Below are 14,766 nucleotides of genomic sequence, written 5' to 3'. Positions count from 1 at the left end.
GTGCTTGCGGCTCGATGCCGCAAGCATCGCCGTCCCCTCGGGGGACCGACTGGGCTTGCCGGCGTTCAGCCGGAGCAAGACCGGGCGAGGGGCTTGTTTCACTTCAAGCGGCCAGGTCGAAGACGAGGACTTCGGCATCCTTGCCAGCCGTCAACGCGAGGCGCGATGTTTCGCGAAGCTGCAAGGCATCACCCGCCGTCAGGTCTTGACCGTTTGCGGTAAGCGCGCCGCGCACCAGGTGGACGTAGGCGATCCGGCCGGGTGCCAGGTCCAGCTCGGCGGACTCGCTGCCGTCGAACAGGCCGGCGTAGAGCCGCGCATCGGCGTGGATGGTCACCGCGCCGTCGGCACCGTCGTTGGCCGCCACCAGGCGCAGCCTGCCGCGCTTGGAGGCCGTGTCGAAATGCTTCTGCTCGTAGCTGGGCGCGATGCCCCGCGAGTCCGGCATGATCCAGATCTGCAGGAAGTGGGTCGTCTGATCCTTGGCATGGTTGAACTCGCTGTGCAGCACGCCGGTGCCGGCGCTCATGCGCTGCACGTCGCCGGGGCGGATGACGCCCGAGTTGGCCGCGCCTTGCTCGCCGTTGCCCATGCTGTCCTTGTGGGCCAGTTCGCCGGAGAGGACGTAGCTGATGATCTCCATGTCACGGTGGCCGTGCGTGCCGAAGCCGGTGCCCGGGGCGATGCGGTCCTCGTTGATGACGCGCAGCGGGCCGAAGCCCATGCGGGCCGGGTCGTAGTAGTCGGCGAAGGAGAAGCTGTGGAAGGACTTCAGCCAGCCGTGGTCGGCGTAGCCGCGGTCGCAGGACTTGATCAGTTGCAGCATGGTGGGCTCCTTTCGTTGTCGTCGATGAAGCCAATGTAGGAGCCGGCCCGACAATCATCGATCACGCCGCGCCGCAGACACCGTTCAAATAGACTGAACGCATGCCGAACTCCCAGGACAAGCGCCGCGCCCTCACCCCCGAGGCCCTGGCCATGATGGACACCATCGCCCGCACCGGCAGCTTCGCCGCCGCAGCACGGGAGATGGGCCGCGTGCCGTCGGCACTCACCTACTCGGTGCGCCAGCTCGAAGACGCCCTGGACGTGCTGCTCTTCGACCGCAGCTCGCGCCAGGCGGTGCTCACCTCCGCCGGCCAGGAACTGCTGCACGAGGGACGGCGGCTGCTGCAGGAACTCGACGCCGTGGCCAACCGCGTGCGCCGCATCGCCACCGGATGGGAAAGCGAGCTGACCCTGGTGATCGACGATGCCGTGGCCCGCCGCGCGGTGTTCGACCTGATGGAAGCCTTCTATGCCGAGCGCGGCGAGGACGGCACGCCGCCGCCCACGCGGCTCAAGCTGCGGGTGGAGGTGCTGGCCGGCACCTGGGAAGCCCTGCTGCACGGCCAGGCCGACCTGGCCGTGGGTGTGCCCGCGCAGGCGGCCAGCAGCACCATCCACTGCGAACCGGCCGGCGAGCTGGAGTTCACGTTCTGCGTCGCCCCCCACCACCCACTCGCCGCCCTGCCCGAACCGCTGACGGCAGCGCAGATCGCCGAGCACCGCATCATCGCCGTGGCCGACAGCGCGCGCATGCTGGCCCCCATCACGGTCGGCCTGCTCCCCGGGCAGGACGTGCTGACGATGCCGTCGATGGCCACCAAGCTGGAAGCCATGCTGCGCGGCCTGGGCTGCGGCTCGCTGCCGGTCAGCATGGTGAGGCGCCACGTCGAGGCCGGCCGGCTGGTGCGCAAAGCCACCTACGAGGGGCGGCGCGCCGGCACCATGCACTACGCCTGGCGCGACACCGGCCAGGCGCCCGGCAAGGCGCTGGCGTGGTGGCTGGACCGCCTGCGCAACGACACGACGCGCCGCGCGCTGCTGGAACAGCACGAGGGGCTGCTGCTTTGACCTCGGGCTACCGGGGCCGTTTCGCGCCCTCGCCCACCGGCCCGCTGCACGCCGGCTCACTGGTGGCCGCCCTGGCCTGCTGGCTGGATGCCCGGGCCCACGGCGGCCGGTGGCTGGTGCGCATCGAGGACGTCGACCGACCGCGCTGCCCACCGGGTATGGACGAGGTCATCCTCGGCCAGTTGGCGGCGCTCGGCCTGCTGCCCGACGAGGCGCCCGTCTGGCAGTCGCGCCGCGGCACGCTCTACCAGGCCGCGCTCGATCGCCTGATCGCCTCGGGCCGGGCCTATGGCTGCGCCTGCACCCGCGCCGAGATCGCCGCCCTGGCCGGGCCCCGGCCCAGGCACGGCGAACTCGTCTACCCCGGCACCTGCCGCCGCGGCACGGGCGGGCGGCCGGTGCGCGCCTGGCGCCTGCGGGTCGAAGGCCGCATCGACTGGCAGGACCGCCGGCTCGGCCCGCAGTCGCAGGACCTCGAAACCGAGGTCGGTGACTTCGTGCTCAAGCGCGCCGACGGCCTCTGGGCCTACCAGCTCGCCGTCGTCGTGGACGATGCCGCGCAGGGCATCACCGACGTCGTGCGCGGCGAGGACTTGGCCGACAACACGCCGCGCCAGATCGCCCTGCAGCGGGCCCTCGGCCTGCCCACGCCCCGCTATCTGCACACGCCGCTGGTGCTCGCGCCCGACGGCCACAAGCTGTCCAAGCAGAACGGCGCCCAGGCCCTGGACCTGGCCGATCCGCCGGCCCGGCTGCGCGAGGCGGCCATGGCCCTGGGCCTGCCGCTGCCACCCGTCTGCGCAAGCGTCGGCGAGACGCTGGCGGCGGCGCTGGCCCTGTGGCCCGGCCGGCTCGAAGTCTCCCGGTTCTAACGCCCCGATGGTGCCGCCTGCGAAAGGGCGATGCCGGCCGCACCGCCCTCGCGCGGCGACAATCGGGCGATTCACAACGGAAGGATTGCCCCATGAACACCACGCCCACCGGACTGCAGTTTCACGACACCGTCGACGGCGACGGCCCGCAGGCGCAGGCCGGCCATGACGTGACGGTGCACTACACGGGCTGGCTCTGGGTCGACGGCGCCAAGACCGCCAAGTTCGACTCCAGCCTGGACCGCAACGACCCCTTCGAGTTCGAGCTGGGCGCGGGCATGGTGATCCGCGGCTGGGACGAGGGCGTGCAGGGCATGAAGATCGGCGGCAAGCGCACCCTCATCATCCCGGCCGAGCTTGGCTATGGCGCCCGCGGCGCGGGCGGCGTCATCCCGCCGAACGCGACGCTGTGCTTCGAGGTGGAGCTGCTCGGCCTGGCCGGCGGCCCCGAGCCCGTCGACCTCAACCTGCACACCACCGCCAGCGGGCTGCAGTACGAGGACCGCGTCGTCGGCGAAGGCGCCGAGGCCAAGGCCGGCCAGCGCGTCTCGGTGCACTACACCGGCTGGCTCTACAAGGACGGCATGCGCGGCAAGAAGTTCGACTCCAGCAAGGACCGCGGCCAGCCCTTCAAGTTCCGCCTGGGTGGCGGCGAGGTCATCCAGGGCTGGGACGAAGGCGTGCAGGGCATGAAGGTGGGCGGCACCCGCATGCTGGTGCTGCCGCCCGAGCTCGGCTATGGCGCCCACGGTGCCGGCGGTGTCATCCCGCCCAATGCCACGCTGCTCTTCGAAGTCGATCTTCTCGCTGTTTGACTGAAGTCAAATCATGGGACGGCGGCGGGCTGACAAGCGGCTGTCATTCGGCAATGCTGTGATCCAGTCTTCCGTCCGCCCCTGAGCCGCCATGTCGATCGACCAACGCCGTTTCCCCCGCGTCGAGTTCTTCCTCGTGCCCGACGAGCACGAGCAGTTGCCGGTCTGGGTCATCAAGCCCGAGGGCCTGGCCGACGCCCGTGGCGGCGTGGTCGTCAACCTGAGCGAGGCGGGCCTGCAGGTGTTGGCCGCCGCCGATCCGCCGCTGGACGCCCAGCACTACGAGCTGCGCCTGCTGCTCGGCGAGGACGAGGGCGTGCCTCTGTTCAGCGCCGAGGTGCGGCGCGTGTGGAACCGCCCGCTGAGCCAGCTGGTGCAGCTGGTGGGCTTCGAATTCGCCTCGCCCAACTCGCAGGCCGAGGAATTCCTGCTCGCCCAGACGGCCCAGATCACGGCCCGCAAATGGGTGCGTTGCGTGCTCGTGGAGCGCATGACGGCCCTGGCCTGAAAAGCGGGGCTCGCCCGGCTGGCGAGCCTCCCTGAAGTGGGATAGGGTGGCCGGCCGCCTACCCATCCATTCCATCGACACAAGACATGTTCGAAACCGAGCAGTTGCTGCGCTACTGGTCGCTGCCGCAATGGCAGGCCAATATCCTCGTCCTGATGCATCTGCTCGGTGCCGGCCTGCTGGGCCTGGTGCTCGGCTATGAACGGGCCTATCACGGCCGGGCCGCCGGCATGCGCACCTACGCCCTCGTCTGCATGGCCTCGGCCGGGGTGGTGGTGCTGCTGGGCCTGCCCCACCAGTGGTTCGGCGGCAGCAGCGCCCCCGTCCTGCCGCCGCTGATGGACCCGACCCGCGTCATCCAAGGCGTCGTCACCGGCATCGGCTTCCTGTGCGCCGGCGTCATCATGCGCGAGGGCCTGAACATCTCCGGCCTGACGACGGCGGCCTCGCTCTGGGCGGCCTCGGCCATCGGGATCATGCTGGGCATGGGCTTCTATTTCGCCTCCATCTCGCTGACGCTGCTGTGCGCCTCGCTGATGATGTGGGGCGCCCGGCTGGAGGCCGCCCTGCCCTCGCACCCCGCCATCGCCGTCTACCTGCGCGGCGTGCCCGGCCGCAGCTTCCAGCAGGACGAGCTCATCGCCTTCGCGGCAGGCATCGGCTACGACTTCGCACCCGGCTCCGTCCACATCGAGTGCAACGGCGACTGCCAGGAGTGGCGCTTCGTCTGCACCGCGCAGCGCAACTACCGCAGTGAGACGCTGTCGCGCTTCGCGAGCCGGCTGCCCAGCCTGGCCGGCGTGGCCGCCTACCGCGTCGCGCACGCGCGCAACTGAGGCGCGGTTCAGGCCAGTGCCCGCGCGACCTTCACGAAGCTCTTCATCAGGTGGCGGCGCGCGCCGTCGCCCAGTTGCTGGGGGCCGCCCCAGCCCAGGCGAGCGAACAGCTCCACCAGCGGCGTGCGCGATGCGAAGGCGATGGTGTTGCTGCAGTCCCGGTCGGGGATGAGCAGCAGGTGGCCGTCGAAAGCGGCGCCAAGGTCCTCGACCTGGCGCTCGAAGCCGATGTAGCCGGGGCTGAGGTTGACCGCCAGCACGCCATCCGGCCGCAGCGCCGCGGCGCAATCGGCATAGAACTCGGCGGAGGCCAGTTCGGGCGGCTGGCCGCCGACGTCGAAGCCGTCGACCAGCAGCACGTCGAAGAGCCGGGGCGGCGAGCGCACGAAATCGGCTCCGTCGCCCAGGCGCACGCGAAAGCGCTCGCCATCGCCGGGGATGAGGAACTCCTCGCGCAGCTCCAGCACGGCGGGGTTGATCTCGACCACCTTGAGCGAGCTCTCCGGCAGGTGCTTGAGGATGAAGCGCGCCATCGAGCCGCCACCCAGGCCGATCATGGCGATGGCCCGCGGCTGCGGCTGGAAGAGCAGGAAGCCCATCATCGTGCGCGTGTAGTCCAGCGTCAGCAGCTCGGGCTGCTTCAGGTCCATGCGGCTCTGGATCGCGGCGAACGAGAAGTGCAGGGACTTGTCCGTGGCCGTCGACAGCACGTAGGGCACGCAGTGCGAGGTCACGTCCATCGCGGCGTCGTCCACGTCGTCGCTCATGTGCGGGTCCCCCAGCCGCGCCAGTCCTGCACGTCGTCCATGGCCGGGATCAGCGCCATCGCGGCCAGCACCACGGCCAGCGGCACGGTGGACACGTAGCCGAAGCGCTCGAAGCCGTAGGCCCCGGCAATGCCGCCGCCGAGGAAGGTCAGCAGCTGGCCGGCCAGCACCTTGAGCCGCGTGCGGTCCGCGACGACCTGCATGCCCTCCATCTGATGGCGGTTGATGTAGGCCAGCCGGCCGAGCTCGATGCCGAGGTCGGTCACGATGCCGGTCATGTGCGTGGTGCGGATCACCGCGTTCGAGAGCTTGGTGATGACGGCGTTCTGCAGGCCCATGATGAAGCACAGCAGCAGGACGGTGAGCGGCACGAACAGCGTTTCCTCGTGAAGCAGCTGCCCGCCCACCAGGCCGAACAGCAGGATGAGGCCGGCCTCGGCCAGCAGCACGAGGGCGTACTGGCTGCGCAGCGCCCGGCGGCGCGCGAAGTTCACCATCAGCGCGCAGCACATGGCGCCCAGCATGAAGGCCAGCACGCTGACGACGCCGTCGACGACCAGGTCCCAGCGGTTGAGCACCGCCTGGTCGGCCACGGACGAGACCGTGCCCGTGACGTGGGAGGTGTACTGCTTGACCGCCAGGAAGCCGCCGGCATTCAGCGCCCCCGCGACGAAGGCCAGCACCAGGCCCAGCCGGCGGTTGCCCTGCTGCGTGCGTTCGGCGCCGGTCAGTTCACGTGCGAAGTCGATGGGCATGGCGTCAGGCGATCGCGGGGTACTCGCCCAGCCCGTCTGGCCAGGGCGTCAGGATCTCGAAGCCGTCGGCCGTCACGGCCACCATGTGCTCCCACTGGGCCGACAGCGAATGGTCGCGCGTCACCACGGTCCACCCGTCGTTCAGTTCGCGGATGCCGGCGCCGCCGGCGTTCACCATGGGCTCGATCGTGAAGATCATGCCCTCCTGCAGCCTCAAGCCCTCGCCGGGCCGGCCGAAGTGGTTGACGTGGGGGTCGTCGTGATAGATGTCGCCGATGCCGTGGCCGCCGTACTCGCGCACGATGCTGAAGCCGGCGGCGTGGGCGACCTTCTGGATGGCATGGCCCACATCGCCGAGCGTCGCGCCGGGACGCACCTCGCGGACACCGGCACGCAGGGCCTCGTAGGTGGTCATGACGAGGCGGCGCGCCAGCACGTTGGCCTCGCCGACGATGAACATGCGGCTGCTGTCGCCGAACCAGCCGTCCGGGGTGGTCAGCGTCACGTCGACGTTGACGATGTCGCCCTTCTTGAGCCGCTTGTCCTTTGACGGGATGCCATGGCAGACGACGTGGTTGGGCGAGATGCAGGCCGTCTTGGGATAGCCGTGGTAGCCGACGTTGGACGGCGTGCACTTCAGCGTGTCGACGATGTAGCTGCGGCAAAGCTCGTCCAGCTCCTCGGTCGTCACTCCGGGCACGACGTGGGGCTTGAGCATGGCCAGCACCTCGGCGATGAGATGACCCGCCTTGCGCGCCTTGGCCACCTCGTCGGGCGTGCGCAGCTTGATGCCCTTCATGCGCGGGCCCCCTTGGCCTTGGGAGCCTGGGCCCAGCCGGCCAGGCGTGCCAGGTCAAGCCCGCCCTGCTGCTCGGCGCGGATCAACAGCTGGCACAGCTCGCTGTGGCTCAACTGCGGATGCAGCTCGGCCAGCAGGCCGATGCGCATCCAGTGCTCGGCCTGCGCATTGATGGAGCGCGACAAGGCCTGCGACGCAATGCGCAGGCTCTCGTGCAGCGGGTCGGAGATTTTGACGATGCCCATGCCGGCACTATATACGATCCGTATACGAAACATATAAACGCCGGCCGGCGCGCCTCAGCCCGCCAGGCGCTCCGCCACGGCGGCGCCGACGGCGGCCGTCGTCGCGGTGCCACCCATGTCCGGCGTGCGCGGGCCGGCCTGCAGCACGGCCTCGATGGCGGCCATGACGGCAGCGCGTGCGGCCTCGAAGCGGGCGTCGCCCTGGCCCAGGAACTCCAGCATCAGCGCGCCGGACCAGATCATCGCCACCGGATTGGCGATGCCGCGTCCGGCGATGTCCGGCGCCGAGCCGTGCACCGGCTCGAACAGCGACGGGAAGCGCCGTTCCGGATTCAGGTTGGCCGACGGCGCGATGCCGATGGTGCCGGTGCAGGCCGGGCCGAGGTCGGACAGGATGTCGCCGAACAGGTTGGAGGCCACCACCACGTCGAAGCGCTCGGGCGTCAGCACGAAGCGGGCGGTCAGGATGTCGATGTGGGATTTGTCCCAGCGCACGTCGGGGTAGTGCGCGGCCATGGCCTGCACGCGTTCGTCCCAGTAGGGCATGGAGATCGCGATGCCGTTGGACTTGGTGGCCGAGGTCAGGTGGCGCTTGGGGCGCGAGCGGGCCAGCTCGAAGGCGTACTTCAGGATGCGGTCGGTGCCATGGCGCGTGAACACGGCCTCCTGCAGCACCGTCTCGCGCTCGGTGCCCTCGAACATGCGGCCGCCCACCGACGAGTACTCGCCCTCGGTGTTCTCGCGGATGACGAGGAAGTCGATGTCGCCCACCTGCTTGCCTGCCAGCGGACAGGGCACGCCGGGCATCAGCCGCACCGGGCGCACGTTGGCGTACTGGTCGAACTGGCGGCGGAACTGCAGCAGCGAGCCCCACAGCGAGATGTGGTCGGGCACCTTGTCGGGCCAGCCCACGGCGCCGAAGTAGATGGCGTCGAAGCCGCGCAGCTGCTCGAACCAGTCGTCCGGCATCATGCGCCCGTGCTGCAGGTAGTAGTCGCAGTGGGCCCAGTCGAAATGGGTGAACTGCAGGTCGAGGCCGAAGCGGCGCGACGCGGCTTGCAGCACGCGCAGGCCTTCGGGCATGACCTCCTGGCCGATGCCATCTCCGGCGATGACGGCGATGCGATGTGTCATGGGCGTGCTCCTGGGTGGTGATCGTGGCGGCAGCTTATCGACAACGATTCACCACACAATCACCCGCTTCGTTGACCCCGCAACCACGAAGCGTGAACACCATCCCCCTGCCCCAGCTCGACGACCTGCGCCTGTTCTGCGGCGTGGCGCGCCACAGCAGCTTTGCGATGGCGGCGCGCACGCTGGGCGTGTCCAAGGCGCTAATCAGCAAGCGCATCGGCCTGCTGGAGGCGGCGCTGCAGGTGCGGCTGTTCCACCGCACGACACGCAGCGTGACGCTGACGCCTCAGGGCGAGCTGGCGCTGAGCTGGGCGCGTCGCATCGCGGAGGACGTGGACCTGCTGGGCGAGGCGCTATCGCAGGAGCGGGCCGCACCGGCTGGCCTGCTGCGGCTGTGCAGCAGCACGGGTTTCGGCAGCCGCCACCTCGCGCCGGCGCTGTCGGCGCTGGCCCAGGCCCATCCGCAGCTGCAGATCGAGCTGGAGCTGCTGGACCGCCCTGTGGACCTGATCGAGGAAGGCTTCCAGCTCGACCTGCGCCTGGGCCATGTGCACGAGGGCCATGTGACGGCACGGCGCGTGGCCCGCAACCGCCGCGTGCTGTGCGCGTCACCCGCCTATCTGGCGCGCCACGGCACGCCGCACACGCTGGACGAACTGCCCGGCCACCGCTGCATTCCCATCCGCGAACGCGACCAGGACTTCGCCCGCTGGGACCTTGTCGGCCCCGAGGGCGCGGCGTCGGTGCGCGTGTCGGGGCCGCTGTCGGCCAACCACGGCGGCGTCGTGCGCCAGTGGGCGCTGGACGGCCACGGCATCATCCTGCGCTCCACCTGGGACGTGCAGGACGATCTCGCCGCCGGACGGCTGGTGCAGCTGCTGCCGGCCTACCACCAGCCGGCCGACGTCTGGGCCGTATGCCCGTCGCGCCTGTCCGCGTCGGCTCGGGTGCGCGTCTGCGTGGAGTTCCTGCAGGACTGGTTCAGCCGGGCTGGCCTGGGCCCGTGACCAGCGCCGCCTCGTAGACCTGCAGGAACTCGGCCGGCATGCGCTTGGGCCTGCCGCTGTTGATCTCGATGCACACCAGCAGCCAGCGGCCCCGCACCAGCGTCGCGCCGTCGCTCACGCGGCGCAGCTGGAAGCGCCGCTCCATCGTCAGCCTGCCGTCGCTGGCCGTCAGCCAGGTGCCAAGCTGCAGCGCCTCGCCTTCGAACGAAGGCAGCAGGTAGTCGTAATGCCCCTCGCGGATGGCCATGGCGCGGTCCAGGCGGCGGTAGTCGGCGAGCGACAACCCCAGGGCCTCGGAATGCGCCCAGCCGGCCTGTTCGCACCACTGCACGTAGACGGCGTTGTTGGTGTGGCCCAGGCCGTCGATGTGCCCGGCGGCGGGCGTCAGCGCCAGCACGAAGGGCGACGGGCGGTCCCAGCCCTCGGTCATCACAGCCAGCCTTCCTGTTCGGCCTTGACGCCGCGTTCGGCCATCGCGTCGCGCAGCGCGGCGAGGTCCGGCGGCAGGGGCTGGACGGCCAGGCGCTCCAGCACGGCACGGTCATAACGGCCCAGCGGCTGAAGGCCCGGGCGGTCGAGCCGCGCCGGCTCCATCGCCACGGCCGACCACGGCAGGCCGGCCGCCTCCCAGGGCTGGGCGGCAGCCAGCGCGATCTCGATGCCGGCCGGATCGGCGTCGGCGCTGATGGCGGCCGGGGCCGGCGCGACGGCGATCAGCCGGGCCATGGCCTCGCGCCAGGCGCGCGTGGGGCGGCCGGCGATCCAGGCCAGCGCCACGCCCGGCTCGCGGCGCGCGGCCTGCTTCTCGAAGCTGGCGCGGTTCTCGATGAGCCACCAGCGCGTGGGCGGCCCGTCCACGCGCTGCAGGGTCAGCAGCGACGGCACCGGCAGGCTCGCGAAGCCCAGGGCAGCCAGATCGACGCGCCGCCCGCCCGGCCAGACGAGGCCGAGGTCGCCCGCCAGCGTGAGGGTCGGCGCGAAGGCGCCGATGCCCAGGGCCGGCAGGTCGAAGTGCCGCTCCAGCCATCGCCATTCACCATCGCCGACGGCCTTGGTGTGGCCCAGGCGCAGCGCGAAGTCGCGACGCAGGCCCTCGGCGCCTTCGGCCGTCCAGTCCAGCAGGGCCTGCAGCAGGGCCGCCCTCGCCTCTGCGGGCCCCACGGCCATGCGGGACTCGGCGAGCGCCTGGGCAGCCTCGCCGACGAGCTCGTCGGCCATCAGCGCATCCAGCCGCTCGGCGAGCGCCATGCGGCGTGCGTCGCGGTCGCTGCGGGTGGCCAGGCCCAGGGCCGTCTGCAAAGCCTCGAGCTCCACCCAGCGCAATTCCACCGGCCGCCAGCGCCCCTTGTCGAAGCGCTCGCAGCGCGTGCACAGGCCGGCCTTCAAGGCCAGGTCGGACAGACGCTGGGCCAGCTCGATGCGCTGCGGTCCGGCGGCCTTGAGCAGGCTGTCCTCCCATTTGCGCGTCGGCGCGCTGCCGCGCAGCCACTCGACGAGCAGCTCGCGCTCGTCCACGTCCAGCGGTGGCAGGCCCGGCGGCCAGGCCGGCGTGGCGGCGGCAAGGAGCCGTCGCGTCCGGCTGGCGCTCAGCTCACGCGTACTCACTGACCTCCGGCCGACGCGCCAGCACCGCGATGGGTGGCGCCCAGCGCTCGCCGCGCGGCTTCTTGCTGGTCACCAGCGTGATCTCGCTGGGCTCGAAGACCTCGACGTTGTGCGTGATCGGCGTCGTCAGCAGGTATTGCGCGCGGGTGCTGCGCAGGAAGTGGCCGACGAGCTGGATGTTGCGCACGTCCAGGTGGGCGAAGGGCTCGTCGATGAAGACGAAGCCGCCGGGGGTCTCGTCATCCTTCATCAGGCCGACGAGCAGGATCAGGCTCTTGAGCACCTGCTGGCCGCCGGAGGCCTCGCCGTCGTTCAGGCCGACCTCGCCCTTGCCGTCGAAGTTGAATTTGACGTGCAGGCCGGCCTGGGCGAGCACGGTGTCGTCGTTGTCGAGGTGGGGCAGTTGGGCCTCGGCGACGACGCCGGCCAGCTCGCCCAGCTCCGCCACGTTCTTCTTGTAGCGGCGCACCGTGGCCTTGAGCACGTCGATGTAGCGCTCACGGGCGTTGGACGCTGCCGTGGCCGCGAGCGCATTGCTGGCCTTGCGGTCGGACAGTTGGTGGGCCTGCTCGCGCACCTGCAGGTCCATGCGGGTGTGGCGGTCCACGACGCTGGGATCGGTCTCCCACACGCCGGTGGCCAGTTCCTGGTCGACGTGGTGGGAGCGGATCTCCGCCTGGCGGGCGTTCTCGAATTCGTGGCGCAGCGCGGCCAGCGCCGCCGGCGTGGTCCAGCGCGACGGGAACCTGGCGCCGGCCTCGCGCGAGTCGCGGGCGGCCTGGCTGAGCGCCGCTCGGCGTGCCGCGTGGTCGCGGGCCGTCTGGGCCTGGCGGGCTTCGCCGTCGGCCAGCTCCTGCTGGGCGCGGTTGTAGCCGTCCTCGCTGCGGGCCGAGGCCTTGACGAGGCGGTCGTGCTCGGTCTCCAGCGCCTGCATGCGGGTGGAGGCCTCGGCGCGGGCCTGCCTCAAAGCCGGCAGCCGGGCGCGGGCCTCGGCGAACTCGTCGGCACGCTCCGACAGCTCCACCGCGGCCTTGTGGCCCTGGGCCGCGCGCTGGGCGTCCTTGAGCTGGCGGTCCACCTCGCCCTGGGCCTTGACGACGCGGGTCAGCTCGGCATCCAGCCTCACCAGCTCCGCCTCCAGCGACTTGCGGCGCGCGGCCACGGCGTTGGCGCCGAACTGGTGGTCGGCCGGCGAGACCCAGACGCTGCGTCCGCCGCGGCCGTCGCGGTAGTAGGCCTCGGCCGTGATCCACTCACCGCCCACGCCCGAGCCCTCTTCGGCGCTGGCCACGCAGCGGATGCCGTCGAGCTGGCGCGTCAGCCAGGTCGGCAGCGGCGCGCTGACCTTGAGGGCGGCCAGCAGCGAGCCGGGCCGCGCCTGGGTGACGGGCGCCGCATCGGAAACGACGTAGTGCCGGTACTTCTGGCGCGCGGCGATGTCGAAGGCGCGGGCCTCGTCGCTGCGATGCTTGAGCACGACGACCCAGCGCGAGCCGCGCAGCACGCCCTCGGCAGCGGCCCGCCACTGCTCGTCGGCGATGTCGATGCTGTCGGCCACCACGTGGTGGGCGATGCCGGCCTCGTCGAGAGCCCGGCGCAGCGGCGCCACCTCGGGCGGAGGCGGCGGCAGGCGCTTGTCCTTGAGCTCGTTGATCAGGCCCTGCACGTGCTGCAGCTTGTCGTCGGCACGGGTGTATTCGCCGCGCAGCCTGTCCTTCTCGGCCGCGAGCGCCTGGGTGCGGGCGGCCAGGGCGGCGGCGTCGGCCTCCACGTCGGCCAGGGCCTTGAGTTCGTCCTCGCGCTTGACGGCCAGCTCCACCGGCTTCTCGGCCTCGCGGGCCGCGTCGAAGGCGGTGCGGGCGTCGCGGCGCTGCGTTTCCAGCTCCGCCAGGCGCGCCTTGGTGGCCTCGTGCTCGGCGAAGAGCTCGTGCAGCCGGGCCCGCTTGCCCGATAGCGCGCGCGCATCGGCCGTGGCGAAGAGCCGGGCGCGGTGCAGATCGCGGCCGTCGCGCGCCAGGCGCTCGCGCGCCTCGCTCCACTGCATCACCGGCAGCACCTCGGTGGCCAGGCGCTCGCGCTCCTGGATCTTGAGCTGCCACTGGCGGTGGCTGTTCACGCGGTTGGCCAGTTCGCTCAGCTGGGCCTGGGTGCGCGCCAGCTCGCCCTCGGCGGCCTCGACCTCCTTGGCCAGCTGCTGCTGGTGGCTGCGCGCCTGCTCGTAGCGGTCCAGCACCTCCTGGTCGCCGAAGACCTCGAAGACCAGGCGCAGCAGCTCGCGCGGGTTGAGGTCGCAGAGCTTGTCGGTCTGGCCCTGCTCCAGCGCCAGCACCTTGCCGATGGCCCGCGTCAGGCCGGCGGCTTCCAGCCGGCGGCGCCAGGCCTCGATGCCCAGCCACTCGCGCTCGCTCTTCTCGGCCAGCTGCTCGATCTCGTGCACGCCTTCGAGCATCACATAACGGCGCGTCCAGTCGCCGCCCTGGCGTTCGATGCGGCAGGCCAGCGTGACCTGGTCGGCATAGAGCAGCGAGCTGGCGAAAGGGCGGCTGCTGTTCTGGCGCCCGCGCGGGCGGTTGTCCACCAGGGCGCGCAGCCAGGCGGTCTCGGCGTTGGCATGGCGGGCATAGGTGCGGAAGGTGCGCCCGCCCGAGCACTCCAGGCCGAGCAGGGTGCGCAGCGCGTCCAGCAGCGTCGTCTTGCCCGAGCCGTTGGGGCCGGCGATGGTGATGATGGCGCCGTCCAGCGGCAGGCTCACGCGCTGGCAGTAGTCCCAGTGCAGCAGTTCCAGGGTTTGGAGGTGGAACATCAGTCTTCGCTCGGCTCGTCTTGGGGTTCCTGGCGCGCAGCCTGGATTTCGGCGATGGCCGGCGCGGCCAGGGGGTCGGTGGCGCGGGCCAGCACGTCGGCGAGGGCGCCGTCGAGGATGCGCGGGGCGAGCTGGTCGTAGTCCAGCAGCAGGTCCAGCAGCGGGCCCTCGGCGATGTCCTCGCCGCGGCGCACGATGAAGCCGTGGCGCTCCAGGAGCTTGAGGTTGGCGTCGATGCGCAGCTTCTTGCCGAGCTGGTCGCCGAAATCGGCCAGCAGGCTGCGGTAGCTCAGCGTCGGCGACACGCTGGCCGCCGTCGGCACGGGCTTGGTGCCGCCGAACATCTCGCCCTGCTCGTCGCCAGACGTATCGCTGCGGTTGATCTGGCGCTGGCGCTTGGGCAGCACGATGAGGCTCCACAGCACCACCAGCAGCGAGACGCCGTCACGCGGCAGCTCCAGGTTGTTGTTGGCGTTGAGCCCCACCTCGCCGAAGACGGCGGCCTCGGCGGGGCGCAGCAGGGCCACGCTCACCTGGTCGGCATAGACGTTGTCCACCACGCGCAGGCCCACGCCGGCCAGGCGGCGGCCGAGTTCGGCCCACAGCTCGGCATCGATGAGGGCGCGCTTCATCAGCGGATGGCTGCGCGGCAGCCAGCGCCGCGCCAGCAGTTGGGCGGCCAGGCTGGCCGCGTCGTCGAAGGTGGGCGTCATGGGTTCGTCAA

Annotated in this window: 16 protein-coding genes and 1 pseudogene; 7 read left to right on the top strand and 10 right to left on the bottom strand. The window is 71.2% G+C overall.

Annotated elements, in window-relative coordinates; all coding sequences use genetic code 11:
• Positions 1 to 103 precede the first annotated feature (103 nt).
• Positions 104 to 826 carry a pirin family protein gene (locus tag LXT12_RS24020; protein ID WP_233394835.1) on the bottom strand — a complete coding sequence of 241 codons (723 nt, stop codon included), beginning with the start codon at positions 824 to 826 and terminating at the stop codon, positions 104 to 106.
• A 101-nt stretch (positions 827 to 927) separates the two neighbouring features.
• Between LXT12_RS24020 and LXT12_RS24015 the strand changes: the two genes are divergently transcribed.
• The 6 genes and pseudogenes from LXT12_RS24015 to LXT12_RS23990 all read left to right on the top strand — a co-directional run bounded on the left by LXT12_RS24015 (position 928) and on the right by LXT12_RS23990 (position 4,927).
• Positions 928 to 1,896, top strand: coding sequence for a LysR family transcriptional regulator (locus tag LXT12_RS24015; protein WP_233394834.1), 969 nt, complete (start codon positions 928 to 930; stop codon positions 1,894 to 1,896).
• Complete coding sequence (gene gluQRS, locus LXT12_RS24010; protein WP_233394833.1) at positions 1,893 to 2,768, top strand: tRNA glutamyl-Q(34) synthetase GluQRS; 876 nt, start codon at positions 1,893 to 1,895, stop codon at positions 2,766 to 2,768. The genes LXT12_RS24015 and gluQRS overlap by 4 nt, the downstream gene beginning before the upstream one ends.
• Before the next feature lie 92 nt (positions 2,769 to 2,860).
• A pseudogene (locus tag LXT12_RS24005) lies at positions 2,861 to 3,205 on the top strand (FKBP-type peptidyl-prolyl cis-trans isomerase); the annotation flags it as partial.
• Between the two features lie 30 nt (positions 3,206 to 3,235).
• Positions 3,236 to 3,583: an FKBP-type peptidyl-prolyl cis-trans isomerase gene (locus LXT12_RS24000; protein ID WP_233394862.1), complete on the top strand. Its 348-nt coding sequence runs from the start codon at positions 3,236 to 3,238 to the stop codon at positions 3,581 to 3,583.
• 91 nt (positions 3,584 to 3,674) lie between these two features.
• Positions 3,675 to 4,091 (top strand): PilZ domain-containing protein, encoded by a 417-nt coding sequence (locus LXT12_RS23995; RefSeq protein WP_233394832.1) that lies wholly within the window; start codon positions 3,675 to 3,677, stop codon positions 4,089 to 4,091.
• A gap of 86 nt (positions 4,092 to 4,177) precedes the next feature.
• Positions 4,178 to 4,927 (top strand): MgtC/SapB family protein, encoded by a 750-nt coding sequence (locus tag LXT12_RS23990; RefSeq protein ID WP_233394831.1) that lies wholly within the window; start codon positions 4,178 to 4,180, stop codon positions 4,925 to 4,927.
• An 8-nt stretch (positions 4,928 to 4,935) separates the two neighbouring features.
• Here the strand turns inward: LXT12_RS23990 and LXT12_RS23985 are convergent, their stop codons facing one another.
• Genes LXT12_RS23985 through LXT12_RS23965 form a run of 5 tightly spaced genes read right to left on the bottom strand, consistent with a single transcriptional unit; the run spans position 4,936 to position 8,627 of the window.
• Positions 4,936 to 5,694: a fused MFS/spermidine synthase gene (locus tag LXT12_RS23985; RefSeq protein WP_233394830.1), complete on the bottom strand. Its 759-nt coding sequence runs from the start codon at positions 5,692 to 5,694 to the stop codon at positions 4,936 to 4,938.
• Positions 5,691 to 6,449 carry a YoaK family protein gene (locus LXT12_RS23980; RefSeq protein WP_233394829.1) on the bottom strand — a complete coding sequence of 253 codons (759 nt, stop codon included), beginning with the start codon at positions 6,447 to 6,449 and terminating at the stop codon, positions 5,691 to 5,693. The genes LXT12_RS23985 and LXT12_RS23980 overlap by 4 nt, the downstream gene beginning before the upstream one ends.
• Before the next feature lie 4 nt (positions 6,450 to 6,453).
• A complete protein-coding gene (gene map / locus LXT12_RS23975) occupies positions 6,454 to 7,248 on the bottom strand; it encodes a type I methionyl aminopeptidase (RefSeq protein WP_233394828.1) in 795 nt (264 codons plus the stop codon).
• Positions 7,245 to 7,493, bottom strand: coding sequence for a ParD-like family protein (locus LXT12_RS23970; RefSeq protein WP_233394827.1), 249 nt, complete (start codon positions 7,491 to 7,493; stop codon positions 7,245 to 7,247). Before LXT12_RS23970 ends, map begins: the two co-directional genes overlap by 4 nt.
• 54 nt (positions 7,494 to 7,547) lie before the next feature.
• The gene (locus LXT12_RS23965) at positions 7,548 to 8,627 is read right to left on the bottom strand and encodes a tartrate dehydrogenase (RefSeq protein WP_233394826.1); all 1,080 of its coding nucleotides are present in this window, start codon (positions 8,625 to 8,627) and stop codon (positions 7,548 to 7,550) included.
• A gap of 92 nt (positions 8,628 to 8,719) precedes the next feature.
• Here LXT12_RS23965 and LXT12_RS23960 point away from each other — a divergent pair, with 92 nt between their 5' ends.
• The gene (locus LXT12_RS23960) at positions 8,720 to 9,634 is read left to right on the top strand and encodes a LysR family transcriptional regulator (RefSeq protein ID WP_233394825.1); all 915 of its coding nucleotides are present in this window, start codon (positions 8,720 to 8,722) and stop codon (positions 9,632 to 9,634) included.
• On the opposite strand, the gene LXT12_RS23955 is transcribed toward LXT12_RS23960, so the two are convergent.
• From LXT12_RS23955 to LXT12_RS23940, 4 genes are read right to left on the bottom strand one after another with little or no spacing between them, the layout of a single operon-like run.
• Positions 9,609 to 10,064, bottom strand: a complete 456-nt coding sequence (locus LXT12_RS23955) for an acyl-CoA thioesterase (RefSeq protein ID WP_233394824.1) — start codon at positions 10,062 to 10,064, stop codon at positions 9,609 to 9,611. The two genes, LXT12_RS23960 and LXT12_RS23955, sit on opposite strands and share 26 nt — an antisense overlap.
• Complete coding sequence (locus LXT12_RS23950) at positions 10,064 to 11,239, bottom strand: hypothetical protein (RefSeq protein WP_233394823.1); 1,176 nt, start codon at positions 11,237 to 11,239, stop codon at positions 10,064 to 10,066. Before LXT12_RS23950 ends, LXT12_RS23955 begins: the two co-directional genes overlap by 1 nt.
• A complete protein-coding gene (locus tag LXT12_RS23945; protein WP_233394822.1) occupies positions 11,226 to 14,042 on the bottom strand; it encodes an ATP-binding protein in 2,817 nt (938 codons plus the stop codon). The genes LXT12_RS23950 and LXT12_RS23945 overlap by 14 nt, the downstream gene beginning before the upstream one ends.
• Positions 14,042 to 14,755: a hypothetical protein gene (locus LXT12_RS23940; RefSeq protein ID WP_233394821.1), complete on the bottom strand. Its 714-nt coding sequence runs from the start codon at positions 14,753 to 14,755 to the stop codon at positions 14,042 to 14,044. Before LXT12_RS23940 ends, LXT12_RS23945 begins: the two co-directional genes overlap by 1 nt.
• Positions 14,756 to 14,766: the final 11 nt, after the last annotated feature.

The organism is Pelomonas caseinilytica (genome assembly GCF_021353235.1).
GTDB lineage: Bacteria > Pseudomonadota > Gammaproteobacteria > Burkholderiales > Burkholderiaceae_C > Pelomonas > Pelomonas caseinilytica.
This window is presented reverse-complemented; position numbering and strand designations above follow the sequence as displayed.

Coding starts and splice junctions, on each gene's coding strand:
- LXT12_RS24020 (WP_233394835.1), bottom strand. CDS start 826: ATGCTGCAACTGATCAAGTCCTGCGACCGCGGCTACGCCGACCACGGC.
- LXT12_RS24015 (WP_233394834.1), top strand. CDS start 928: ATGCCGAACTCCCAGGACAAGCGCCGCGCCCTCACCCCCGAGGCCCTG.
- LXT12_RS23995 (WP_233394832.1), top strand. CDS start 3,675: ATGTCGATCGACCAACGCCGTTTCCCCCGCGTCGAGTTCTTCCTCGTG.
- LXT12_RS23990 (WP_233394831.1), top strand. CDS start 4,178: ATGTTCGAAACCGAGCAGTTGCTGCGCTACTGGTCGCTGCCGCAATGG.
- LXT12_RS23985 (WP_233394830.1), bottom strand. CDS start 5,694: ATGAGCGACGACGTGGACGACGCCGCGATGGACGTGACCTCGCACTGC.
- LXT12_RS23980 (WP_233394829.1), bottom strand. CDS start 6,449: ATGCCCATCGACTTCGCACGTGAACTGACCGGCGCCGAACGCACGCAG.
- map (WP_233394828.1), bottom strand. CDS start 7,248: ATGAAGGGCATCAAGCTGCGCACGCCCGACGAGGTGGCCAAGGCGCGC.
- LXT12_RS23970 (WP_233394827.1), bottom strand. CDS start 7,493: ATGGGCATCGTCAAAATCTCCGACCCGCTGCACGAGAGCCTGCGCATT.
- LXT12_RS23965 (WP_233394826.1), bottom strand. CDS start 8,627: ATGACACATCGCATCGCCGTCATCGCCGGAGATGGCATCGGCCAGGAG.
- LXT12_RS23955 (WP_233394824.1), bottom strand. CDS start 10,064: ATGACCGAGGGCTGGGACCGCCCGTCGCCCTTCGTGCTGGCGCTGACG.
- LXT12_RS23945 (WP_233394822.1), bottom strand. CDS start 14,042: ATGTTCCACCTCCAAACCCTGGAACTGCTGCACTGGGACTACTGCCAG.
- LXT12_RS23940 (WP_233394821.1), bottom strand. CDS start 14,755: ATGACGCCCACCTTCGACGACGCGGCCAGCCTGGCCGCCCAACTGCTG.